25 protein-coding genes and 2 riboswitches are annotated in these 21,239 nt (G+C 39.1%); of the genes, 12 read left to right on the top strand and 13 right to left on the bottom strand.

What is annotated here, in order from left to right:
* Positions 1–214 precede the first annotated feature (214 nt).
* The 8 genes from AC4NPH_RS20550 to murG form a co-directional block, all read right to left on the bottom strand.
* Positions 215–649: a CBS domain-containing protein gene (locus tag AC4NPH_RS20550; protein ID WP_053487437.1), complete on the bottom strand. Its 435-nt coding sequence runs from the start codon at positions 647–649 to the stop codon at positions 215–217.
* A 35-nt stretch (positions 650–684) separates the two neighbouring features.
* On the bottom strand, positions 685–1,827 hold the full coding sequence (kdpDN, locus tag AC4NPH_RS20545; RefSeq protein ID WP_279824108.1) for a KdpD-like non-kinase potassium sensor: 1,143 nt from the start codon (positions 1,825–1,827) through the stop codon (positions 685–687).
* A 53-nt stretch (positions 1,828–1,880) separates the two neighbouring features.
* Positions 1,881–2,447 carry a potassium-transporting ATPase subunit KdpC gene (kdpC, locus tag AC4NPH_RS20540; RefSeq protein ID WP_053487438.1) on the bottom strand — a complete coding sequence of 189 codons (567 nt, stop codon included), beginning with the start codon at positions 2,445–2,447 and terminating at the stop codon, positions 1,881–1,883.
* A gap of 13 nt (positions 2,448–2,460) precedes the next feature.
* Entirely contained in the window at positions 2,461–4,536 is a 2,076-nt protein-coding gene (gene kdpB, locus AC4NPH_RS20535) for a potassium-transporting ATPase subunit KdpB (protein WP_098314645.1), read from the bottom strand.
* 21 nt (positions 4,537–4,557) lie between these two features.
* The gene (gene kdpA / locus AC4NPH_RS20530) at positions 4,558–6,219 is read right to left on the bottom strand and encodes a potassium-transporting ATPase subunit KdpA (protein WP_170959532.1); all 1,662 of its coding nucleotides are present in this window, start codon (positions 6,217–6,219) and stop codon (positions 4,558–4,560) included.
* Between the two features lie 24 nt (positions 6,220–6,243).
* Positions 6,244–6,324 carry a K(+)-transporting ATPase subunit F gene (gene kdpF, locus AC4NPH_RS20525; RefSeq protein WP_063611563.1) on the bottom strand — a complete coding sequence of 27 codons (81 nt, stop codon included), beginning with the start codon at positions 6,322–6,324 and terminating at the stop codon, positions 6,244–6,246.
* Between the two features lie 378 nt (positions 6,325–6,702).
* A riboswitch (cyclic di-AMP (ydaO/yuaA leader) is annotated at positions 6,703–6,843 on the bottom strand.
* Positions 6,844–6,858: 15 nt separating this feature from the next.
* Positions 6,859–6,996 (bottom strand): hypothetical protein, encoded by a 138-nt coding sequence (locus AC4NPH_RS20520; RefSeq protein ID WP_176532961.1) that lies wholly within the window; start codon positions 6,994–6,996, stop codon positions 6,859–6,861.
* 72 nt (positions 6,997–7,068) lie between these two features.
* Positions 7,069–7,211, bottom strand: a riboswitch (cyclic di-AMP (ydaO/yuaA leader).
* A 421-nt stretch (positions 7,212–7,632) separates the two neighbouring features.
* Complete coding sequence (gene murG, locus AC4NPH_RS20515) at positions 7,633–8,700, bottom strand: undecaprenyldiphospho-muramoylpentapeptide beta-N-acetylglucosaminyltransferase (protein ID WP_013057726.1); 1,068 nt, start codon at positions 8,698–8,700, stop codon at positions 7,633–7,635.
* A gap of 177 nt (positions 8,701–8,877) precedes the next feature.
* Here murG and AC4NPH_RS20510 point away from each other — a divergent pair, with 177 nt between their 5' ends.
* The gene (locus AC4NPH_RS20510) at positions 8,878–9,213 is read left to right on the top strand and encodes a CHY zinc finger protein (protein WP_029322681.1); all 336 of its coding nucleotides are present in this window, start codon (positions 8,878–8,880) and stop codon (positions 9,211–9,213) included.
* 19 nt (positions 9,214–9,232) lie between these two features.
* On the opposite strand, the gene AC4NPH_RS20505 is transcribed toward AC4NPH_RS20510, so the two are convergent.
* Positions 9,233–9,547, bottom strand: a complete 315-nt coding sequence (locus tag AC4NPH_RS20505; RefSeq protein WP_029322683.1) for an ArsR/SmtB family transcription factor — start codon at positions 9,545–9,547, stop codon at positions 9,233–9,235.
* Between the two features lie 204 nt (positions 9,548–9,751).
* On the opposite strand from AC4NPH_RS20505, the gene AC4NPH_RS20500 reads away from it, so the two are divergent.
* From AC4NPH_RS20500 to AC4NPH_RS20485, 4 genes are all read left to right on the top strand, one after another.
* The gene (locus AC4NPH_RS20500; protein ID WP_013057729.1) at positions 9,752–10,036 is read left to right on the top strand and encodes a putative quinol monooxygenase; all 285 of its coding nucleotides are present in this window, start codon (positions 9,752–9,754) and stop codon (positions 10,034–10,036) included.
* A 29-nt stretch (positions 10,037–10,065) separates the two neighbouring features.
* Positions 10,066–10,803, top strand: a complete 738-nt coding sequence (gene nfsA / locus AC4NPH_RS20495) for an oxygen-insensitive NADPH nitroreductase (RefSeq protein WP_013057730.1) — start codon at positions 10,066–10,068, stop codon at positions 10,801–10,803.
* A 92-nt stretch (positions 10,804–10,895) separates the two neighbouring features.
* On the top strand, positions 10,896–11,333 hold the full coding sequence (locus AC4NPH_RS20490) for a hypothetical protein (protein ID WP_013057731.1): 438 nt from the start codon (positions 10,896–10,898) through the stop codon (positions 11,331–11,333).
* A gap of 115 nt (positions 11,334–11,448) precedes the next feature.
* Positions 11,449–12,129, top strand: coding sequence for a DUF4397 domain-containing protein (locus AC4NPH_RS20485; RefSeq protein ID WP_057235282.1), 681 nt, complete (start codon positions 11,449–11,451; stop codon positions 12,127–12,129).
* Positions 12,130–12,163: 34 nt separating this feature from the next.
* On the opposite strand, the gene AC4NPH_RS20480 is transcribed toward AC4NPH_RS20485, so the two are convergent.
* Positions 12,164–12,697: a GrpB family protein gene (locus AC4NPH_RS20480; protein ID WP_013057733.1), complete on the bottom strand. Its 534-nt coding sequence runs from the start codon at positions 12,695–12,697 to the stop codon at positions 12,164–12,166.
* Positions 12,698–13,257: 560 nt separating this feature from the next.
* Between AC4NPH_RS20480 and AC4NPH_RS20475 the strand changes: the two genes are divergently transcribed.
* Positions 13,258–15,009 carry an N-acetylmuramoyl-L-alanine amidase family protein gene (locus AC4NPH_RS20475; protein ID WP_491938902.1) on the top strand — a complete coding sequence of 584 codons (1,752 nt, stop codon included), beginning with the start codon at positions 13,258–13,260 and terminating at the stop codon, positions 15,007–15,009.
* Between the two features lie 29 nt (positions 15,010–15,038).
* On the opposite strand, the gene rpsN is transcribed toward AC4NPH_RS20475, so the two are convergent.
* Complete coding sequence (gene rpsN, locus AC4NPH_RS20470) at positions 15,039–15,308, bottom strand: 30S ribosomal protein S14 (RefSeq protein ID WP_013057735.1); 270 nt, start codon at positions 15,306–15,308, stop codon at positions 15,039–15,041.
* A 413-nt stretch (positions 15,309–15,721) separates the two neighbouring features.
* Here rpsN and AC4NPH_RS20465 point away from each other — a divergent pair, with 413 nt between their 5' ends.
* The 3 genes from AC4NPH_RS20465 (at position 15,722) to AC4NPH_RS20455 (ending at position 17,530) form a co-directional block, all read left to right on the top strand.
* A complete protein-coding gene (locus AC4NPH_RS20465; RefSeq protein ID WP_013057736.1) occupies positions 15,722–15,997 on the top strand; it encodes an AbrB/MazE/SpoVT family DNA-binding domain-containing protein in 276 nt (91 codons plus the stop codon).
* A gap of 121 nt (positions 15,998–16,118) precedes the next feature.
* The gene (locus AC4NPH_RS20460; protein WP_053487444.1) at positions 16,119–16,580 is read left to right on the top strand and encodes a DinB family protein; all 462 of its coding nucleotides are present in this window, start codon (positions 16,119–16,121) and stop codon (positions 16,578–16,580) included.
* 182 nt (positions 16,581–16,762) lie between these two features.
* Entirely contained in the window at positions 16,763–17,530 is a 768-nt protein-coding gene (locus AC4NPH_RS20455) for a class I SAM-dependent methyltransferase (RefSeq protein WP_279824100.1), read from the top strand.
* A 15-nt stretch (positions 17,531–17,545) separates the two neighbouring features.
* Here the strand turns inward: AC4NPH_RS20455 and AC4NPH_RS20450 are convergent, their stop codons facing one another.
* Positions 17,546–18,226, bottom strand: a complete 681-nt coding sequence (locus AC4NPH_RS20450) for an FHA domain-containing protein (protein ID WP_013057739.1) — start codon at positions 18,224–18,226, stop codon at positions 17,546–17,548.
* Between the two features lie 318 nt (positions 18,227–18,544).
* Between AC4NPH_RS20450 and AC4NPH_RS20445 the strand changes: the two genes are divergently transcribed.
* Positions 18,545–18,679: a hypothetical protein gene (locus AC4NPH_RS20445; protein ID WP_013057740.1), complete on the top strand. Its 135-nt coding sequence runs from the start codon at positions 18,545–18,547 to the stop codon at positions 18,677–18,679.
* 58 nt (positions 18,680–18,737) lie between these two features.
* Here the strand turns inward: AC4NPH_RS20445 and cobT are convergent, their stop codons facing one another.
* Positions 18,738–19,775, bottom strand: coding sequence for a nicotinate-nucleotide--dimethylbenzimidazole phosphoribosyltransferase (cobT, locus tag AC4NPH_RS20440; RefSeq protein WP_013057741.1), 1,038 nt, complete (start codon positions 19,773–19,775; stop codon positions 18,738–18,740).
* Positions 19,776–19,937: 162 nt separating this feature from the next.
* Here cobT and AC4NPH_RS20435 point away from each other — a divergent pair, with 162 nt between their 5' ends.
* Together AC4NPH_RS20435 and AC4NPH_RS20430 are read left to right on the top strand one after the other, a co-directional pair.
* Positions 19,938–20,804 (top strand): YitT family protein, encoded by an 867-nt coding sequence (locus tag AC4NPH_RS20435; RefSeq protein ID WP_013057742.1) that lies wholly within the window; start codon positions 19,938–19,940, stop codon positions 20,802–20,804.
* Positions 20,805–20,871: 67 nt separating this feature from the next.
* A complete protein-coding gene (locus tag AC4NPH_RS20430) occupies positions 20,872–21,231 on the top strand; it encodes a hypothetical protein (protein WP_013057743.1) in 360 nt (119 codons plus the stop codon).
* The last annotated feature ends 8 nt before the right edge of the window (positions 21,232–21,239 follow it).

Below are 21,239 nucleotides of genomic sequence, written 5' to 3'. Positions count from 1 at the left end.
AAAAAGCAAGAAACCTCTTACTTTAACACTTATTCTAACTTAATCATAGAAAGAACTGAAATCAAATGTTTTATGTTATGTAAAAAAAGAACCTCTAACAAATGTTAGAGGCTTACATTACGCAAGTTTCGTCTTTACATCTCTTATTATAACATTAATTATATAAAAAGAGACTACCTTTTATGTAAAAATTATGTTTTTTACGCAAACTTAACTAAATCTTCACATTTAAAGGCGTTTCTCCATGTATAAAAAGTTGAGAGATACAATACTCTATAATCTCTCTTCGCCGCACGAGTCCAATAAAAATATTTTGATCATCTACAACTGGTACAAAATTTTGTTCAGACGCGCGTGACAAAATACTTTCCATTTCATCATTAATGGTGATAGGTTCATAATCGCGATGCCTTGGGACCTCTTCAATTCGTAGGTGTTCTAGCTCATGAAGTTCTATATGCTCTAGGCTTTTTATTTTCCGTAGCAAGTCTCCTTCTGCCAAAGTCCCTACATATTCTCCTTTTTGGTTAATGAGCGGTACAGAAGAGTAGCGATGATACTCCATTTTCTCCAATGCTTGACGGACAGTTGACTGTGTCGACAGGGTAACGACTTCTTTTTTGGGGAGTAAAAAGAACGCAATATTCACTCATATTCTCCTTTTATTATACATCCATTTTATTGTCATTGCTTTGCTGAATCTGAAACAATATGAATGTCGATGTTATGAGTCTGTCTCATAATCGTATTCACAATAGACCCTTTTCGAATCTCTTCCCACCTTGTCCTCGCTGATTGCCCTAGTAAGATTTGAGTAACGCGATACTGCTTGGCTACGTTCACAATCACTGCAGCCGGTTTTTGCTTTTTAGCTTCTTCAACAATTAGCGATGCGTGAAAGCGATCAGCAAATTCCTGCCACTCTTTGATTTGTGCTTTTTGCCTTTCAGTTTGCTCGCCTGTAAAAACATGAAGCAGCAGCAAATCTGCTTTCAATCGGTTTGCCATTCTCCAGCCTCTTCGAATCAATTTTTCAGCTGTTTCACTGTATTGAATGCATACTAAAATGCGTTCGCAAATACCTGTTACGCCAATTTCATGGGAATGAATGAGCTTACCGTCCACTTCATCCGCTATTTCTCTGAGCGTTAATTCACGAAGGGCATGGAGATTTGCGAGCTTAAAAAAAGACTGCAGGCTTTGTTCAATTTTATGAACTTCGTATATTTTGCCTTCACGAAGACGCTTTTGCAGCTGTTCTGGCGTAACATCCACAAGCTGAATTTCATCTGCTTGCTGGATAAATAAATCTGGCACTGTTTCACGAACTTTTACCTGGGTAACAGCATATACGAGATCATGTACGCTTTCCATATGCTGAATATTCATTGCTGACATGACTGAAATACCTTGGTTGAGCAGGTAAGAAACATCTTTAAAACGTTTTTTATGGCGGCTTGTCGGCACATTTGTATGAGCGAGTTCATCGATAATTACAACTTTTGGCCGCCTTCTTACAATCGCCAGCAAATCAAGCTCTTGTAATTCTTTTCCCTTATAAAAAATGGTTTCTTTTTGGATTACTTCTAGATTTCCGATCATCGCCTCAGTCTCATTCCTGCCGTGTGCTTCTACATATCCAACTACGACATCTACGCCTTCTTTGACTAAATCGTGCGCATCTTGAAGCATTTTATACGTCTTTCCTACTCCCGGCGCCGCACCGATGTAGAGTTTAAGCTTTCCGCGCTTCTGATCATGAAGTTCACGCAATAGTTCTTCCGGAGTTTTTCTTCGAAAGTATGGATGAGCTTCTTTTTCTTTCATTGTTCAGGCCCCTTTATCACACTCGCTTCAATACATGAAGCGAGTGCATGTAATTAGCGCTCTCGTTGAACAGCTAAATTTAGCTCTACTACATTTACTCGTTTTGCACCAAAAGCTCCTTGCTGAGTATGTTCTTTGATCAGCTCTTTTAGCGTGTTGATGTTAATATGCGCTGCTTTTGCTACGCGCTCTACTTGTGCATATGCAGCTTGTGGCGTAATATCCGGATCGAGTCCAGAAGCCGAATTTGTGACGGCATCAATTGGAATTCCGCCTTTTGGTACCTCGTTTTCTTTTTTCCACGCCGCTACTGATCTTTCGATACGGTTCGTAAGATCTTTATTTGAAGGTGCTAAATTCAACGAGCCAGACCCTGCCCCGTTATAATCAATACTAGAGACTCTGCCATGAAAAAATGCATTGCTCGTAAACTGCTGCCCTATCAGCTTAGAACCGATAACTTGATGCTTGTTTGAATAGATTAAGCTGCCATTTGCTTTACTTGGAATAGCCGTCTGAGCAATGCCTGTCATCACAACAGGATAAATAAGACCACAAAGAATTATCATCATAATTGTTAAGCGAACAATAATGCTTCCCATTCGTTCTGTTTGTATCATCGTTTCTTCTCCTCTACATTACAAATGAAAGTAGTAAGTCAATCGCTTTAATCCCAATGAAGGGAACCAATACCCCACCTAATCCGTAAATGAACAAATTTTTTCGCAGCAGGGCGTTAGAACTCATCGGCTTATACGCAATTCCCTTCATGGCTAAGGGAATTAACAGCGGGATAATGACCGCATTAAAAATAAGCGCTGACAATACGGCAGATAGAGGTGAATTCAGCTTCATTACGTTAAGAGCCTCCATTTGCGGAATCGCCAAGGTAAACATGGCTGGAATAATAGCGAAATACTTAGCAATATCGTTTGCGATACTGAATGTAGTTAAGGCACCCCTTGTCATTAATAGCTGTTTTCCAATTGAAACGACTTCAATGATTTTAGTGGGATCAGAATCTAAGTCCACCATATTTGCTGCTTCTTTAGCAGCTGAGGTTCCGCTGTTCATTGCTAAGCCAACATCAGCTTGAGCAAGCGCAGGGGCATCGTTTGTCCCGTCACCTGTCATAGCAACTAGCTTTCCTTGCTGCTGTTCATATTTAATTACTTGAATCTTGTCTTCTGGCTTGCATTCCGCAATAAATTCATCTACTCCAGCTTCTTTTGCAATGGTTGCAGCGGTTAACGGATTATCTCCTGTACACATAACCGTTTTAATACCCATTCTACGAAGTTCATCAAAGCGTTCTTTCATTCCTGGTTTTACCGTGTCTTTTAAATAAATTAAGCCATAGATTTTATCATCATCGGCGACGGCAAGCGGCGTGCCACCAGCTCCTGCAATTTCGTTTGCTTTTTGCTGCAAATCAGAGGGAACCTTCCCGCCCTTTGACTCTACCCATGCCGTGACGGCGTCCACTGCTCCTTTTCGTACAGATACATTCTCTAAGTCAATACCGCTCATTCGCGTTTCAGCTTTGAATTCTACAAATGTTCCCTGCGTTTTTCTAAGATCTTCTACTCCCATACGGTTTTGAATAAAATCAACAACTGAGCGCCCTTCTGGCGTTTCGTCGTAAAGAGAAGAAACAAACGCCCATTTGTAAAGTTCACGTTCGTCTATGCCTTCTACAGTCGTTAATTGATGAGCCATTCGGTTTCCAAACGTAATGGTGCCGGTTTTATCTAAAATAATTGTATTGATGTCACCAGCTGCTTCTACTGCTTTTCCTGACATGGCGATCACGTTAAACTGAGTAACTCGGTCCATCCCAGCAATTCCAATGGCCGATAATAATCCTCCAATTGTCGTAGGAATGAGGCAGACGAGCAGTGAAATTAAAATAGCCGTGTCGAGCTGAAAATGTAAGTAATTTGTAAATACAGGAAGCGTCACAACAACTAGTAAGAAAATAATCGTCAGACTTGTTAAAACCGTGTTTAGCGCAATTTCATTTGGCGTTTTTTGACGCTCTGCTCCTTCAACAAGCGAAATCATTTTATCTAAAAATGATTCACCTTGCTCACACGTAATTTTAACTGTAATTTCATCGCTGACAACTCTTGTACCTCCCGTTACAGAGTTAAAATCTCCCCCTGCTTCTTTCATAACAGGTGCCGATTCACCCGTAATAGCCGATTCATCAACAGACGCCAGTCCTTTAATGATTTCTCCATCTCCAGGAATCATCTCGCCTTGTGAAACGACGACGATGTCTCCTTTTTTTAGTTGCGATGCCGAAACTTGTATCATTTGCCCGTTTTGAAGTTTATTAGCTGTAATGTCACCTTTCGATTGCTTTAATGAGTTTGCCTGCGCTTTTCCTCGTCCTTCTGCTAATGCCTCTGCAAAATTAGCAAAAACAATTGTGAAAAATAAAATGAGGGATGCGGCAATATTAAAGCCTGCGCTTACTGCACTTTCTCTGAAAAGGTCTGGAACAACAGCTAAAAAAAGCGTAATAACAAACCCGATTTCTACTACGAACATGATAGGGTTTTTTATCATCGTTCTTGGACTTAGCTTGATAAAAGCCTGCTTTACTGATTGAATAAAAATCGATGAAGTTTGTTTATCTACAGAACCTTGAATGTGACTGTTACGATCTAATTCAAGATTATTCATAAAATTCCGTTTATTCATTATAATCCTCCGCTTTCTTGATTACAGTGTCAAATACTCAGCAACCGGCCCAAGTACAAGCACCGGGAAAAACGTAAGTGCCCCTACAATAACGGTAGTTCCAATTAAAATGCCGCTAAATAAAGACGTATCCGTTTTAAATGTCCCAGGTGTTTCAGGAACAAGCTGCTTAGATGCTAGTGAGCTCGATACCGCCAGCATCGTAATTAGTCCGAAGTAGCGTCCAATATACATAACAATTCCCGTAGAAATGTTCCAAAACGGAGTTGCGTCACCGAGTCCTTCAAAACCGGATCCATTGTTTGCTGCTGACGACGTAAATTCATACAGTGCCTGGCTTAACCCGTGAAAGCCGGGGTTTGATATACCTTCCATTCCTAAATGAGTAGTGAGCGCTACGGCGGTTCCCCCTAAAATTAGCAGCGGCTGCAGAATAAGCGTCACGGCAATGAGCTTCATTTCTTTTCCTTCAATTTTTTTACCTACGTATTCCGGGGTTCTTCCAACCATTAAACCTGATAAAAATACGGCGATGATGACGTACATCATGACATTCATAAATCCTGCTCCGACACCGCCAAATACGGTATTTAACATCATATTTCCAAGTGTCAATAACCCGGTAAGAGGCGTAAGGGTATCGTGCATGGCATTGACTGCGCCTGTTTCACTTGCTGTCGTCACGATGGCGTACAGAGTTGACATACCGACACCAAAACGAACTTCTTTCCCTTCCATATAACCGCTCGCTTCATTCAAATGAAAAGCATCAAGTCTAGGGTTGCCACCCCACTCTGTTACAAACGCTGTACTTAAGATAACAATAAAGAGCATACTCATCGATATAAACAAGATGCGACCTTGTTTACGCTGTCCGATCATTTTTCCGTACGTAAAAGGAAGTGCGGTTGGCAACAAAAGCATAAGGACGATTTGTAATACATTGCTCCACGCATTAGGATTTTCAAATGGATGAGCTGAATTGACACCAAAAAATCCCCCTCCGTTGTTGCCTAGCTCTTTGATTGAAAGAAAAGAAGCAACTGGTCCCCTTGCTATTTGCTGGGATGCCCCTTCTAATGTATGGGCAGTCACCGTTCCGCTTAACGTTTGAGGAACACCTAAAAACGCAAATAAAATGCCTGTTATAAAAGCAATAGGAAGTAAAACATGCGTGATTGATTTCACAAAATCAACAAAAAAGTTTCCCATTTCCTTCCCTGCCAACCCACGAATAAAAGCGATTGCTACTGCAAGGGCTGTTGCTGGTGCAGCAAACATCATAAATACAACGGCGGCCATCTGCGAGAAATAAGACAAACCTGATTCACCGCTGTAGTGCTGCAAGTTCGTATTTGTCATAAAACTAATGGCCGTGTTAAAAGCAAGGGCCGGATCCATTCCTTTGATGTGGCTTGGGTTAAGCGGCAGTACCTCTTGAAACCGGAAGATAAGATACACCACAAAAATCATAAACGTATTCGCCAAAACGAGAGCAAGTGCATATTGCTTCCACGTCTGATTATGCCCTTTAATTCCTGCCGCTTTAAACATCACCGATTCTATCTTCCCTACCAAGCTAGTGTTTTTATCGTTTGAAAACACATTCGCTATATAAATACCTACGGGCTTTGCAATAAGCGCTACAAAAACAAGCAGCAGCGCAACTGATAGTAGAAAAATTCCTACGTTTTATTCCTCCGCTTATTAAAATTGTTCTGGATTTAACAGTACATATACTAAATAAATTAAAACGAGAACTGAAATACCTAACAAAATGAACGACATGTTCACTTCTCCTCTCTTTCGTCTACTACATGAGACGACCAGCAAATAATTCCGTACATAGCAGCTGTTAATATGGCAAGCGTTCCAAGCATGATTATATCCAAGTTGCTCCCTCCTAACTGTTTCTTACCACCCATGATTAAGCGTAGTGACTGTTTCTGTGCGTAAAGCATCACGCCCAAGTGAGCTAGCTGCGAAAGGTTATCTTTGATTGTTTAATCCTCACGTATTGTTGCTCTCGTTTTAAAAGCCCTACTATATCCTCTTTACGGTGCAGACATAACCTGCTCTCCTATTTTCCCCATTAAAAAAACCGCAGAAGAGAGTTCTCTTCCGCGGTTTAATGCACGACAAATAAGCCGTGATCGACACGAATTTTTTTACTCCCAAAACGCTTACGGAGTTAGCTGTCGGATTCGGGTTATGGAAGTAACCCTACTCAGTTAAGAGATTCACCCCTAGTACATACGTACAAAATATTGGGTCCCCCGCTCATAATTGATTAAGCGTATATTTGTTATTTAATTTTTAGACTTAATTATGGTTTTTCCTGCTGCGTTTAAAACTTTGATTAGCTAACGTAGACAAATAGCGGTTTGCTAGATCAAAAGATTGCTGGTCGCACATTGCTCGGTATTCAATCAATTGAATCATTTGCTTAGATAAATGCATCTTGACGCTCCTTTCACCTATATTTTGAAAGGAGCGTACTATCCGCTGTTATAGAAAACGACCACGATTACACCATCCTCTCTCTTAACGCTTACGAAGTTAGCTGACGGGTTCGGGTCAAGAAAGTAACCCTACTCAATTAAGAGATTCACCCCTGATAATTGGGTCCTCCGCTCTTTCCTTCTCTTTCAGAAAAGACTCAGCGTTTCACAGTGGAACGTTTCATGAGAGTAATCTTACTCCTGTTAAAATTTACTGTCAACAACATTTTTTGAAATTTTAAAAGCTTTATTTTTCTATGTATATTCATTATTTTAAAATAATAGATTCGAAGAAAAAAAGGTTGTGACTGAATGTAGCCCATCTAAAGATGAACAAATGGGATACATGAGCTGAACCGCTTGTGACACCGCAGTTGATTTCTGTGCAAGACTTCGCTTTCCGCGGGCGGCCGCTGAGCCTCCTCGTCGCTTTTCCCGCAGGAGGCTTCTTCTTGCCCTCCAATCAACTGCTAGAAGGATCTGAACAGGTGAAACCTACGTTCACTTTAACAAAAAAAACGAACCACTAATCAAACACCTTGATCAATGGTTCGTTTTTCACTTCGGCTAAAGTACGTTTGTCCCAGCCTTTTTTTTAGCTCATTTTCTCAATTTCATTTACAAGAATTGAAATGGCATCCGTTTTTGTTGCTTCACGCATTGTACGCTTCATCGTACTTGCCTGCTGCTGAAGCTCATTTACTTCACGCAAAAACACTTCTTTTGTTAACTGTTCTTCTTCCACAACCATACAGTAGCCTTTTTTCTTAAAGGACTGTGCATTTAAAATTTGATCTCCGCGGCTTTGTGCTTTTGACAAAGGAATAATCATCATCGGTTTATGAAGGGCTAAAAACTCAAAGATAGCATTTGATCCGCCGCGTGTAATCACATAATCAGTGGCCGCTAGAACATCTGGAAGCTGTTCATTTACATATTCTAACTGACGGTAGCCCGACTCTTTTTCAAGGCTTGTATCAACATTGCCTTTTCCGCACAGATGTACAATTTGAAATTTCTTTTGCAGTTCAGGCAAGGACTCTCGAACAATTTCATTGATGCGACGTGCTCCTAAACTTCCGCCCATAATGGTTAAAATTGGGCGCTTATCATAAAAGCGAAGCCAGCTTTCCCCGTTCGCTGCGCTTCCGCTAAATAATTCTTTTCGAATAGGTGAACCAACAACCTGCACTTTTTCTTTTGGAAAATAGTTTGCCGCTTCATCAAAAGAAGTGAAAATTTTAGTGGCAAATTTCTGCGCAATTTTATTTGCCAGTCCCGGTGTTAAATCACTTTCATGAATGAACACGGGAATGTTTAGCGATTTAGCAGCCATTACAACAGGAACTGTGACAAAACCGCCTTTTGAAAACACAAGAGAAGGCTTTAACTTTTTCAGCACGCGACGTGCATCGCCAACTCCTTTTGCTACTCGAAATACATCTTTTACATTTTCCATATCTACGTATCGACGCAGCTTCCCGCTTGAAATCGCATGATATGGAACGTTTAATTTTGTAATTAATTCTTTCTCAATACCATTGTGAGAACCGACATAATGGATATCCCATTTTTCACTGTCTAATTCTTTCATAATGGCAATGTTTGGTGTTACGTGTCCAGCTGTTCCGCCTCCGGTAAAAACGATAACTTGCTTACTCATTTTTTCTTCCTCTCTTTACTTCACTTAATCGATCTGTTTTGACATCAATTTTTATCTGATCTTTTTAGCATGCAATCTGACATGTAAAACGATGGTTTTATTATAGCATTTTTCTTTTTACATATGTATGATAAGGCGTATAAAAGCATGCTATACTTTTCATAGGGAGTGATGATAATGAACAAATCTGTACCTGCAGTAAAAGGTGATACGGTGGATTCCGAAACGCGCTGTACGCACTATCATACAGCTAAAGATATTATCGCAATAAAATTTTATTGCTGTAATACATATTATCCATGCTATCAATGTCATAACGGACATGCTGATCATGATATTAAAAGGTGGCCAAAAGCTATGTTTAATAAAAAAGCTATTCTTTGCGGAGTATGTAAACATGAGCTATCAATTAATGAATACTTAACCTGTAACTCGACTTGCCCTCACTGTCGTTCTTCTTTTAATCCCGGGTGCAGCCTGCATGCACACATTTATTTTGAACAAAAAAGCTGAACAAAACATCGTTCAGCTTTTAAAATAATTGCTCATCTATATTTATAATGGAAGGAAGCAGACCTGGGAACAATTCCTCAAGATCTTCTAAACGCAAGGAATAATAGTGCTGCGTACCTTCTATACGTAGTTTGATAATTCCAGCTTCGCGAAGTACTTTAATATGATGTGATAGCGTTGATTTTGATACATTTAATTTTTGATAATACGAACAGGTCTGCTCCTTTCTTGTCGCTAAACACTGTACAATTCGCAGCCGGTTAGGATCACTCAACGCATGTAAAATAGGCGTTAATTTAATTTCAGATTTCGGTGGTTGATAAGGTTTTCTCATGCTTAAAATATAACACAGCTTCTTTTGTGTATCAATGTTCGATAACTTTCGAACTAAATTCCTTGCACTGTTATTTAATCGGTGTTATAGTTTCATTGTTCGATGATATTCGAACTTATCTTCATTTTAATCGTAAATTGAATGAAAGATTAAAAACAAAACAAATAATATAAAGCACCATCATTATTAAAGGAGGAATCACCCATGATTCATTTACAAGCTTCAATGAAAGTTAACCCAGCAAAAAGAGAAGAATTTTTAGAAAACGTACAAGAACTAATTAAGCATTCTTTACAAGAAGAAGGAAACAGCAACTATCAACTATTTGAAGATGCTTTTACACCTAACACATTTATGATGATTGAAGAGTGGAAAAGCGAAGAAGCAATTCAAGCACACAATAAATCAGCTCACTTCCAAAGTTTTGTAGCATTTGCTCAAACTGGCGTACTTGTAGCACCTTTAGATGTAAAAACATTACAAGGTTAATCATAACTTCTTTGAAAGGATGACGCATCATGAATGAAGCAATTCGTACAATTCAAGATCATCGTTCTATCCGTCAGTATACAGACGAAGCAGTAAGTGACGAACATTTAGATACGATTATTCAATCTGCTCAGTCAGCCGCTTCTTCTATTAATGGACAGCAAGTAACTATTATTAGCGTCCAAGATAAAGAAAAGAAGAAAAAACTTTCAGAGCTTGCCGGCAACCAAGCGTGGATTGACCAAGCTCCTCTATTTTTAATCTTTTGTGCAGATTTTAATCGTGCTAAGATTGCAGCTGAACTTAACGATGCCCCTCTTGGCGTAACCGATGGACTTGAATCAATTTTAGTCGGGGCAACTGATGCTGGAATTTCTTTAGAAGCCGCAACAGTTGCAGCAGAATCACTCGGTTTAGGTACAGTCCCAATCGGAGGAATTCGCAGAAAGCCGCTAGAAGTCATTGAACTGCTCGATTTACCGGAATACGTATTCCCAGTAAGCGGTCTTGTGGTTGGACATCCGTCAGATCATTCTGCGAAAAAGCCTCGATTGCCACAAGCTGCTGTGCACCATCGTGAAAGCTATAATCACGACTTGAAGTCATTGATTCAAGACTATGATGCTGAAATGGCAGAGTATATGAAAAAGAGAACAAACGGTGCTGATGACCGCAACTGGTCACAAACTGTATCAGCTATTTACAAAACCATTTATTATCCAGAAGTTCGAGCGATGCTTGAAAAACAAGGATTTAAATTCGAATAACCAAAAGCTGCGATGAACATCGCAGCTTTTTTATCTACTTTAACAGCGTGCTGAATAGACTAAAAGTAATACTCAATAAATGAGGTGTTGATATGGAGTTTATTTTAATTTGTAATTTTCTTTTAAGTGCAACCGCAGCGTTTTTATTGGTGCCGGCTTTTACAAAAAAGCACACACTTCACGTAACTTTACTTTCTCTCCTTTTCCTCCTTTCGATTGTCCCGACTTTTCTTCTCGCTAATCCACATATCGGCGTTTTGCCTTGGGCTATTCGAGACGGTCTTCTATTGTTCGCCGCTTTCCTTTTCTTTTATTTAACCTTCACTTTAAACAGATGGAAAAAGCTTTTGTTTTTTCTTCTATTTTTACTGTCGATTGCTCCTCTTTCCTACGTCGTATATGACGACTTCACGCATACGTATATAGATGCCAATATTGGGCTTGGCCTAGGCTTTTTATTGACATGGCTCTTAACAGCTCTATACAATATTTTGGCTATTCTTCGATTTTTTCGTCAGAAATCTCAGTAAACATATCAAAAGTTAACAAACAAACGAATAGTTGATTTTATTTAGTGTACGCTAACAACTGCACAGTCCTTCTCTTTACATAAAGCTGTGTATACTAAAAAAGGAGTGATACTTGATGAAACGACTATTCGTAATGGCAGCAGTGATTGCCTTCTTGGCACTTAGCCGCATGTTAGTATTTGCCGCTGAAACACCTCCTGCTGCAGATGAGCGAACAGCTCAAAATGCAGAAGTTCGCATCGTTCATGCTTCACCGGATGCTCCGGCTGTAGACATTTTTGTGGATGACAAAGCTTTAGTAGAAGGAGCAAAGTTTAAAGATGTCTCCAACTCCTTGCCTTTGTCAGCCGGTTCTCATAAAGTAGAAGTATACGAAGCGAAGACAAAAGGAACAAAAGATTCCATCATCGAAGCTACCCTTGTTGTAGACGGTGGAAAATCGTATACAGTGGCCGCTGTAAATAAAGCGGAAAATCTTGAACTACAGGCTTTCACGAATAATAAGCAAGGAATGGATGGAAAAGCAAGCTTACGTGTTGCTCATTTATCTCCTGATGCTCCTGCGGTAAACGTAGGTCCTAAAGGTGCTGCTCCTTTATTTAAAGATCTGTCTTTTAAAAGCATTTCAGGTTATCAAGTAGTAAATCCGGGTTCGTATGATCTATCTGTTTCCACAGCAGATGGAAAAGAAATACTAAGTCTTCCTGGAACAAATCTTCAAAGCGGTAAAAACTATACGGTTCTCGCAGTAAATACTGCTGACAAGCTTGAGACCATTGTTTTACAAGATAATTAATTAAAAAACGTCATTTCAATTGAAATGACGTTTTTTATAGACTGCGCTGAATGAATTCTTCTTTTTTGTACTCATAGGTAGAAATATCGTTCCACAATCGTTTTGAAAGCTCGTATTTCATACCTTCATATTTTTTTCTAGCACGTTCGCTCGAGCGTAACTGCTCCCTGAAATTAATTCGTTCGTTCCAGTAAGGAGATTCACTGACCGTTACATACACATGACTTCTTCTAGCATCATGTGGAATGAGCCTACGGGCATTTTTAGCTGTCATAATTGGAGGATAGTGTGCAGCTGGAACGCCTTCTTTTAATAAGACAAACATCTCTTTTTCCGCTACATATACGTGAGATTTATTTTTTAATATAGCCCGCACTTCATTTATGTCTTCTTCGCGTTTGACTCCGATTAAAATATCAACGATTGGTGAACCTGCCAATCCTGGAACGGACGTGCTTCCAATATGTTCGATGTCTACTGAAAAGTCTTTTAGTGTATTAAGCAACGCTTCTTTTTCCATTTGATACAAAAGCGACCACTTTGTTTCATACTGAACAATCTTTCGCATATCAGTTTCCACCCTTTCACTTTTTTATACTGTATCATGTTTTAAAATAAAAAGAAAGAATTTTCTAACTATTTACTTTTAGTTTATGCTACGAGCTTTACAGCAATATAGACAGGCTTTTTATTATTTTATATATTTTTGTTATTTTTATTCTAAATGTTTCATAATTGTGGATGTTTCCTCCTCCAAAAGATAGATACGATTTTATCTGCTATCTCTCCTCTATCCTATTCACATCCGGCTGCTTTATACTATTTTACATTTTTTCTAGTATAAAACACGTCCTCAAAATGTCGATAAACAAAGGACTAAATGCTTTTAATATCTCTATATTCCACCTTTAACATAATTATATTTTACATTAATGTAAAATTTTATCGGTAAGGATGGCAGATAGTTCAAATTCATTATACAATTGAATTTCGACATATAGTATGATGGATAATATCGGTATTATGAGATAATAGTAGATTTCACTCAAAATTTTGGACTATTTGCCGATATATGCTTTGTATACCAATAACCTTATGTTGAAATTTGTAATTTGCAAGGAGGAAAAAATGAGTAAAAAACATGTCATGTACACAGCCGTTTCTTCTGTTCTTTTAAGCTCTTCATTGCTTTTGCACTCAATTGATGCAGATGCAGCTGAATCGGCCAAAGTAACTGCTACATCGTTAAATGTACGTGCAACGCCTAGTACAAGCGGTGCTATCGTTGGAAAAATAACGAAGGGAAACACCGTTGATATAGTAGATGAAAGCAAAGGATGGGCCAAAATTACCTATAGCGGTAAAGAAGCTTGGATTTCATCTCAATACATAAATAAAACGCAAACAAACAGTACGTCTACCGCAAATTCGACATCGAAGTCAGCGGTCGTTAATGCGAGCTCATTAAACGTTCGTTCTTCTGCAAGCACAAGCGCATCCATCGTGACAAACTTACCGCGCAATTCAAAAGTAACGGTGGTAAAAGTAAGCGGAGCTTGGTCGCAGGTTAAAACGGCATCGGGTCAAACCGGCTGGGTGGCGAGTCAGTATTTACAAGCAGGCTCTGCTTCTTCTGCGCCAGCTAAAGATTCTGGGTCTACGTCATCACAGTCAGCGGTCGTTAATGCCAGTTCATTGAACGTGCGCTCTTCTGCAAGCACAAGCGCGTCCATCGTAACGAACTTACCGCGTAATTCAAAAGTAACGGTGGTAAAAGTAAGCGGAGCTTGGTCACAGATTAAAACGGCATCGGGTCAAACCGGCTGGGTAGCGAGTCAGTACTTACAAGCAGGCTCTGCTTCTTCTGCGCCAGCTAAAGATTCTGGGTCCACATCATCACAGTCAGCGGTCGTTAACGCGAGCTCATTAAACGTTCGTTCTTCTGCAAGCACAGGCGCGTCCATCGTGACGAGCTTATCGCGCAATTCAAAAGTAACGGTGGTAAAAGTAAGCGGAGCTTGGTCGCAGATTAAAACGGCATCGGGTCAAACCGGCTGGGTGGCGAGTCAGTATTTAAAAGCTGATTCTGGACAGTCTTCACAACCAGCCCAGTCGATTCAAATTACAAAAGCTTCAAATTTGCGCAGTCAGCCGAGCTTAAGTGCGGGAATCATTCGTGTAGCAAAAGCAGGTGAACGATTCAAAAAAGTAGGCGAAACGAATGACTGGGTGCAAATTCAGTACTCTGCAAGTCAAACAGCATGGGTGTCAAAAGGGTTAACAGCTGCGGCTGGTTCTACAACTTCAGCTAGTTTGCCTTCCTCATCTGCTGCTTTAAAAGATAAAATTATTGTAGTAGACGCTGGGCACGGCGGATATGATCCTGGCACTTCAGGCAAGTCATCGAGTGAGAAAAATTTAGCGTTAACAACAGCAAAACTTGTGGCAACCCGCCTAGCTAATTCTGGAGCAAATGTATTTATGACGCGTTCAAACGATACTTTTATCTCACTAAGCGGACGAGTGAACGTTAGTGAAGCAAAGCATGCAGATGCATTTATCAGCATTCACTATAACGCTTCTACTTCATCTTCTGCAAACGGCATCGCATCATTTTATTACAGTGAAGCCAAAGATAAAGAATTAGCAAAATACATTCAAGAAAGCATGGCTGAAAACGCGCCTTCTATGAAGGATATGGGGGTTCGTTTTGGAGATTATTATGTTACTCGAGAAAACAACCAGCGTGCTGTACTTCTTGAACTAGGCTTTTTATCAAATGCTCACGATGAGCAAATTGTTTCTTCTAACGCGTATCAGCAGCAAATATCTACAGGTATTTACCAAGGAATTGCTCGATATTTTGCAGCTAATAAATAATAAAAGCCCTCATAATGAGGGCTTTTATACTACCAGCTTGCTTTTTTAACACCTGGAATTTGTCCTTTGTAGGCCAATTCCCTAAAAGCGATGCGTGACATTTCAAATTTTCTAAGATAGCCTCGCGGACGACCGGTAACACGGCAGCGATTATTTAAGCGGGTTGGTGAAGAATCTCTAGGCAATTTTTTTAACGCTTCGTAATCTCCTTTTTCCTTCAGCTCTTGGCGTAATTGCGCATATCTCGCTACCATCTCTTGACGCTTTTGTTCTTTCACAACTTTTGATTTTTTAGCCAAACTCTTTGTCATCCTTTCGTTTTATCAATTTTTTATTTGAAATACGTAATCATTACGATTTAATTATTTTGAGCAAGTTACTTTTTAAATTTAATCATATTTTCTTCATTTTTTCAACTTGTTTGCTTCCACGCTTACATGTAGCCTACCCCCAGGCTGCTGCATAAACATAAAAAAAATTGTATGTCAAATGTAATTAATTCCTGTATCTCCTATATCATACAAAGAGCCCTACATATTCCATATTGTAGGAGGATTTGTATTTACAGATAATATTTCAATAATATTACAGTTCATTTACATATTAATAACTTCGACAAATTTAGCGGTTATCTAGTATATAATCATCTTAGAAATTCCAAAAATAATATTTTGCGTACTCAATAAAATATAAAAGTAAAGGTGATTAAAAAATGAAATCGACTGGTATTGTAAGAAAAGTAGATGATTTAGGTCGTATCGTAATTCCTAAAGAGTTAAGACGTGTTCTTGAAATAGATGTAAAAGATCCTGTTGAAATTTTTGTCGAAACAGATCGAATTATTTTAAAGAAATATGAGCCGAACGGTGCTTGTGCGATTACTGGCGAAGTATCTTCTGACAACGTAACAATCGCAGATGGCAAATTAACTTTAAGCCGCGAAGGTATGGAGTTATTACTTGAAGAGTTAAAACAACGTAATTTCTAATAAAAAGAAAAGCAGCTGCTCATATGCAGCTGTTTTTCTTTTTGTTAAAGTTTTTTCTTCGCTTTCTGAGTTTCAGATGCTATACTCAGAAGCGAAATACATAATAAAGGAGCCTTTCATCATGACAGTTGAACAAATTACTCATCACTTTTTAGCACATCGAAACGTAACTAATGAATTAATCAACAAAATTGAAGCAGGTCACTACGAATACAAGCCTGCCCCGACATCTATGTCCGCTTTTGACTTATCTACGCATATTTTAACATCTTTTTATGCATTTGCATCAGTGGTAAAATCCGGTGATTTATCTCCACTTGGTCAAAAAGCTGATTTTAGCGGCAAATCATTATCGGACCTTGCAGCTGAATATACGCAAAAAACAGTAGACGTATTACGTTCACTTAGCGAAGATGATTTAAACAAAACAATTGACACCACTGCAGCGTTTGGAAGAAAGCTTCCCGGAAGTCAACTCTTACAAATGGCCATTGACCATGAAATTCATCATAAAGGAAATTTATACGTCTACGTACGTGAGATGGGTCATACAGATCTTCCTCTATTTGTTCAGTTCGGTTAATAAAATAGTTCGTGCTTGTAAGCGCCCAAGCTAGAAGTTTGGTGCGCTTTTTCTTTGCAGTTTTCGGCATAATAAGTGAGATATATGGTATAATTCTATCAATAACTTCATATCTACTATTCAAAGCTTGTTTCTTCTTATAAAACGATAGTCATCATCTTTTACAAAGGAGGAATCACTTCATGAGTCAAACTGTTAATCAACAAAAAATTGCTCAAGTGTATCATCTTCCGTTTGTTTCTTCATTTGGAGGAAGTGCTATGAACCTTCTTTCTCCTCAAGCTGGCGAACATATTTTAGATATTGGCTGCGGCACTGGCGAATTTATTTCGCAGCTCAATAAGCTTCATGTCCGTGCAACGGGCATCGATTGCTCTGAAAATATGATTGAACAGGCTCGTCATCAGTACCCAACTTTATCCTTTGAACAGTTAAATGCCCTTAACCTTCCTTATTACGAACAATTTGACGCAGTTTTTTCAAATGCAACTTTACACGACATCCATCCCCCTCACCTTGTCATTAAAAACATTTACAATGCTTTAAAACCAAATGGCCGATTTGTAGCAGAATTTTGGGGAAAAGGAAACATGGACGAAATTTTCACAGAAATCATTCGTCAATTTAAAACGTTTGATATCCCTTATAACGATGTAGATTTCCCATGGTACTTTCCTTCTGTAGCTGAATATTCTTCTCTTTTGGAATCACAGAATTTTCAAGTCACCACGGCTATTCACTACAGCCGTCCCTTCTTGTTAAAAGGGGAAAACGGCTTGCGTAATTGGCTGGAAACAAATGCAGCCCCTCTTTTTGCTCACGTGACGACAGAAACTAAAAATGTCCTCATTACGCGCTTAGAAAATCGAATGCAAGATAAACTATTTCAAAATGGATCTTGGCTAGCAGAAGCTAAACATATACGTGTACATGCTGTAAAACGAGATTGAAAAATGGACGTGATTCTATTCACGTCCATTTTCGTTAAAGTGCAGCCAATATCCTTTTCCTCGAATCACTTCGATTTCTAAATATGTTCCTATTTTTTTGCGAACCCGGTAAATCAGCGCATTCAGCTCTTCCGCTGCTACTAGAATTTCTCCATTTGACTCTACTCGTTCAGGCCAAACGCTTTTTTTTAATGCTTCTTTTGAAACAAATTGATTGTTGTATTCTAGAAGATAAGCTAAGCACGCGTATTCTTTATCTGACAGAATATACGTTTCCTCTTTTATTTTTACTTTCTGCAAAATTGGATCTAATGTGTAAAATGGCTTATTTATTTGTTTTAGCAAAGGTCCTAAATCGAGGGTTGCATCCATATCATCATTTCTAAATACTAAAGCTGCCTCTTCATTTGCTAAGGTAATGACATCCTGCTCTTTCAATAAACGAGGGGTTCCAGGCTGTAACTCTTCTCCATTTACTTTTGTCCCGTGTTTACTAAACAAGTCTGTAATGAAAAAGGCATTGCTTTCGTACGTTACTTCAAAATGCTTGCGCGAAATGTAAGCACTTTGAAAGGCCAGATAAGGCTCCCATTCTTCACTGCTTCGTCCGATAATACAGGCTTTATCTTTTGGAATAGGCACGGAAGCTCCTTCATAAAAAGGAGCTCCGTTCCGAATAATCAACATACCGTTCATTGTTTGCTCACACTCTTTTTTAAAATTTTCTGACTCTTATCATGTAATTATAACACTCACATTTATTGAGATTTCTTCCAACTTTGGATAACATCATAGTATAGTCAGTTATATGATAAAGGTTGTTGCCATGTAAGTAAACCTTTAGAGCAGTCCTTTTCTAACTGAAAAAATACGTATTCTTTGCCCTGCTGTAATGGGGATACAATTTTTTTGTAAAATAATTTAGTTTTTAGTAACTTTGACATATGTTCTCTCTTTTTAAAGCGGAGTAAAATAGGAAAATACGTGAAATATTTACATAATGGAGGAAGACCAATGGGACGTTTGCCAAAAGATAGAGAAATTCAAGCGATTAAACGACGCGTTGCACTGGTATTGTTAATTATTGGATCATTTATTTTAACAGGTGCTAGCTTTAGCATTTATTGGTTTATGATGTTAAAAATATAAGATTTTTTTATAAAATAAAGAAAAAAGACATGGTTTTGTTTCCATGTCTTTTTTAGGTTTATTCTTTCTCAGACACTCCAGCAGATTGAAACGTAGCCATATTGGCAATCATCAGTGAAGCCGAGTGCAGCAGCGGAAATGTAACAGCAGCTCCACTTCCCTCACCTAAACGAAGATTGAGGTTGAGGAGCGGTTTCTTGCCAAGAAGCTTCATTGCACACGCATGGCCTTGTTCAACAGATTCGTGACTAGCAAACATATAGTCTCTTGCTTGTGTATTGATTTCTGTTGCTAGAAGGGCTGCAACTGTACAAATAAAACCATCTACTAAAATAGGAATACGGTGAGCAGCTGCCGCCAGCATAGCACCTGTCATCCCGGCAATTTCAAGACCCCCTATTTTACTAATAATATCAATCGGATCCTGAGGGTTAATGTGCCTGTTTTGCAGCGCTTCTTCAATCACGTTCACTTTGTGGCGCAGTTGTTCATCAGAAATCCCTGTGCCCATTCCCGCAAGCTTAGAGACTTTTTCTCCTGTCAATACAGCTAAAATAGCCGTGCTTGACGTAGTATTTCCGATGCCCATTTCTCCTACAATCAAACATTTAATTCCTTGGGCAATAAGCTCTTCAGCTTCTTCATATCCGACTTGAACAGCCAGTTCTGCCTCATTGCGCGTCATCGCGTCTTCTTTATAAAAACTTGCTGTCCCCAGCTTCACTTTGCGTTGTACAAGGTCCTTATGGGAAAGGTCAGAAGCAATGCCGATGTCAATCAGTTTGAACTGTGCATCTATTTGCTGACTAAACACGTTAATAGCTGCTCCTCCCTGCAAAAAATTCAGCGCCATTTGTGCCGTTACGTCTTGCGGATAAGCTGAAACTCCTTCTTTTACAATTCCATGATCGCCTGCAAAAACGAGGACTCCTGGCGGCGTGACTGTCGGAAAAACTTCCCCGGTCATGGCCGCTAATTCCACTGCTATTTCTTCGAGTCTTCCAAGGCTTCCTATCGGTTTGGTTAGTGTATCAATATAGCGTGCCGCTTTTTCGCCAGCGCTTGTTTGAAGCGCTGGAATATAAACGTTTATCATATGTACAGCTCCTTTATTTCAGCAAATGTCTACCGTTTAATTTAACAGGATTTTGTTTATTCTGGCTAGTCTTTTTTAAAGTAGATAATTGGATAGAGTTCCCAAGACTTAGTTATACTAGTAAGAGTTGCGTATAGGCAGTATTTTGAAAGGAAAGATTTTATGACAACGAAACAGCACAAAAAGGAAAAGGCAGGTCGGCTCATTTATCGCTACATTATGATGTTAATTGGGGCTTCCTTGGCTGCCGTTTCTATCGAATTATTTTTAGTCCCAAATTCCGTAATTGATGGCGGTATTATCGGTATTTCTCTAATTTTAGTTTACTTAACGAAATTGCCGTTCAGTCTGCTTATCATCATCTTTAATCTCCCTTTTTTATATAGTGGATACAAACAAATTGGTCGTAACTTCTGCTTTTCATCTATGTTTGCAGTTGTTGCTTTATCCATTGTAGAATCTCAATTGCACCATGTTCCAGCTGTAACATCTGAACCGCTTCTTGCTACTGTATTTGGCGGGCTACTGTTAGGAGCAGGTGTAGGAACGGTCATTCGTCACGGCGGAGCGTTAGACGGAACTGAGATTTTAGGTATTTTATTAACAAAAAAAATCCCGTTTTCTGTGGGCGAATTTGTGATGTTTTTAAATATCTTCATTTTTGCTTGGGCAGGGTTTGTGCTAGGTTGGGAACAGGCCATGTACTCGATCCTTACGTACTATATTGCTTCTAAAACAATCGATGCGATTATTCAGGGTCTTGATGAAACAAAAGCAGCCTTTATTGTTTCAAATCACTACGAAGAGCTGTCAGATGCTATTACACATCGTCTAGGACGCGGCGTTACAAAGCTTTACGGTAAAGGCGGATTTGAAGGTACAGAAAAAGAAGTCATATACGTAGTTGTGACGCGTTTAGAAATTACCAAGCTTAAAACCATTATTTCCGAAATAGATCCGCATGCATTTACAACCATTATGGATACCCAAGAAGCGCATGGCGGCAAATTCAAATCAGCCATCCACTAACTTATACATAAGCGTGGATTTCTTTGAGCATGCTAATAGCTGACTACCCGTAAAGGAGCTCACCACAATGAAAGAACAAATGTCCAACTTATTTCACCAATTAAAACAGTCGGTTTCCGATGTATCTGATAAGTTATATGACAAAGTACATACGCTGCAATCATCACCAGGAGTGAGTGCGTTTGAACTGTATGAATGGATTAAAGAAAACCCAAGCACAAGCGTACAAAAGCAAACGCTGCTCGGGATGTCGTACTCTTTCTATACACTCCACGTAGACGGCGTTTTTTTCTATATGGAAACGAAATATGATTATTTACTTTACATGACTATTTATAGTCCAACACGTCATTATTTCACCTATCATTCTTACAGAGATTCTTTATCAACAGTGACTCCCTTGACGTTTCCTATTCTTAAATCATAAAAAGCTCC

This window comes from Priestia sp. MDV22-iso46 (assembly GCF_058629175.1).
The sequence above is the reverse complement of the archived record's forward strand: the minus strand, read 5'-3'. Positions and strand labels throughout refer to the sequence as shown.

What these genes read in the sequence shown, in the direction of transcription:
- kdpDN (WP_279824108.1), bottom strand. Translation starts at nt 1,827, where the DNA reads ATGAAAGAAAAAGAAGCTCATCCATACTTTCGAAGAAAAACTCCGGAA.
- kdpC (WP_053487438.1), bottom strand. Translation starts at nt 2,447, where the DNA reads ATGATACAAACAGAACGAATGGGAAGCATTATTGTTCGCTTAACAATT.
- kdpB (WP_098314645.1), bottom strand. Translation starts at nt 4,536, where the DNA reads ATGAATAAACGGAATTTTATGAATAATCTTGAATTAGATCGTAACAGT.
- kdpF (WP_063611563.1), bottom strand. Translation starts at nt 6,324, where the DNA reads ATGTCGTTCATTTTGTTAGGTATTTCAGTTCTCGTTTTAATTTATTTA.
- AC4NPH_RS20520 (WP_176532961.1), bottom strand. Translation starts at nt 6,996, where the DNA reads ATGCATTTATCTAAGCAAATGATTCAATTGATTGAATACCGAGCAATG.
- murG (WP_013057726.1), bottom strand. Translation starts at nt 8,700, where the DNA reads ATGAGTAAGCAAGTTATCGTTTTTACCGGAGGCGGAACAGCTGGACAC.
- AC4NPH_RS20510 (WP_029322681.1), top strand. Translation starts at nt 8,878, where the DNA reads ATGAACAAATCTGTACCTGCAGTAAAAGGTGATACGGTGGATTCCGAA.
- AC4NPH_RS20505 (WP_029322683.1), bottom strand. Translation starts at nt 9,547, where the DNA reads ATGAGAAAACCTTATCAACCACCGAAATCTGAAATTAAATTAACGCCT.
- AC4NPH_RS20500 (WP_013057729.1), top strand. Translation starts at nt 9,752, where the DNA reads ATGATTCATTTACAAGCTTCAATGAAAGTTAACCCAGCAAAAAGAGAA.
- nfsA (WP_013057730.1), top strand. Translation starts at nt 10,066, where the DNA reads ATGAATGAAGCAATTCGTACAATTCAAGATCATCGTTCTATCCGTCAG.
- AC4NPH_RS20490 (WP_013057731.1), top strand. Translation starts at nt 10,896, where the DNA reads ATGGAGTTTATTTTAATTTGTAATTTTCTTTTAAGTGCAACCGCAGCG.
- AC4NPH_RS20485 (WP_057235282.1), top strand. Translation starts at nt 11,449, where the DNA reads ATGAAACGACTATTCGTAATGGCAGCAGTGATTGCCTTCTTGGCACTT.
- AC4NPH_RS20480 (WP_013057733.1), bottom strand. Translation starts at nt 12,697, where the DNA reads ATGCGAAAGATTGTTCAGTATGAAACAAAGTGGTCGCTTTTGTATCAA.
- AC4NPH_RS20475 (WP_491938902.1), top strand. Translation starts at nt 13,258, where the DNA reads ATGAGTAAAAAACATGTCATGTACACAGCCGTTTCTTCTGTTCTTTTA.
- AC4NPH_RS20465 (WP_013057736.1), top strand. Translation starts at nt 15,722, where the DNA reads ATGAAATCGACTGGTATTGTAAGAAAAGTAGATGATTTAGGTCGTATC.
- AC4NPH_RS20460 (WP_053487444.1), top strand. Translation starts at nt 16,119, where the DNA reads ATGACAGTTGAACAAATTACTCATCACTTTTTAGCACATCGAAACGTA.
- AC4NPH_RS20455 (WP_279824100.1), top strand. Translation starts at nt 16,763, where the DNA reads ATGAGTCAAACTGTTAATCAACAAAAAATTGCTCAAGTGTATCATCTT.
- AC4NPH_RS20450 (WP_013057739.1), bottom strand. Translation starts at nt 18,226, where the DNA reads ATGAACGGTATGTTGATTATTCGGAACGGAGCTCCTTTTTATGAAGGA.
- AC4NPH_RS20445 (WP_013057740.1), top strand. Translation starts at nt 18,545, where the DNA reads ATGGGACGTTTGCCAAAAGATAGAGAAATTCAAGCGATTAAACGACGC.
- cobT (WP_013057741.1), bottom strand. Translation starts at nt 19,775, where the DNA reads ATGATAAACGTTTATATTCCAGCGCTTCAAACAAGCGCTGGCGAAAAA.
- AC4NPH_RS20435 (WP_013057742.1), top strand. Translation starts at nt 19,938, where the DNA reads ATGACAACGAAACAGCACAAAAAGGAAAAGGCAGGTCGGCTCATTTAT.
- AC4NPH_RS20430 (WP_013057743.1), top strand. Translation starts at nt 20,872, where the DNA reads ATGAAAGAACAAATGTCCAACTTATTTCACCAATTAAAACAGTCGGTT.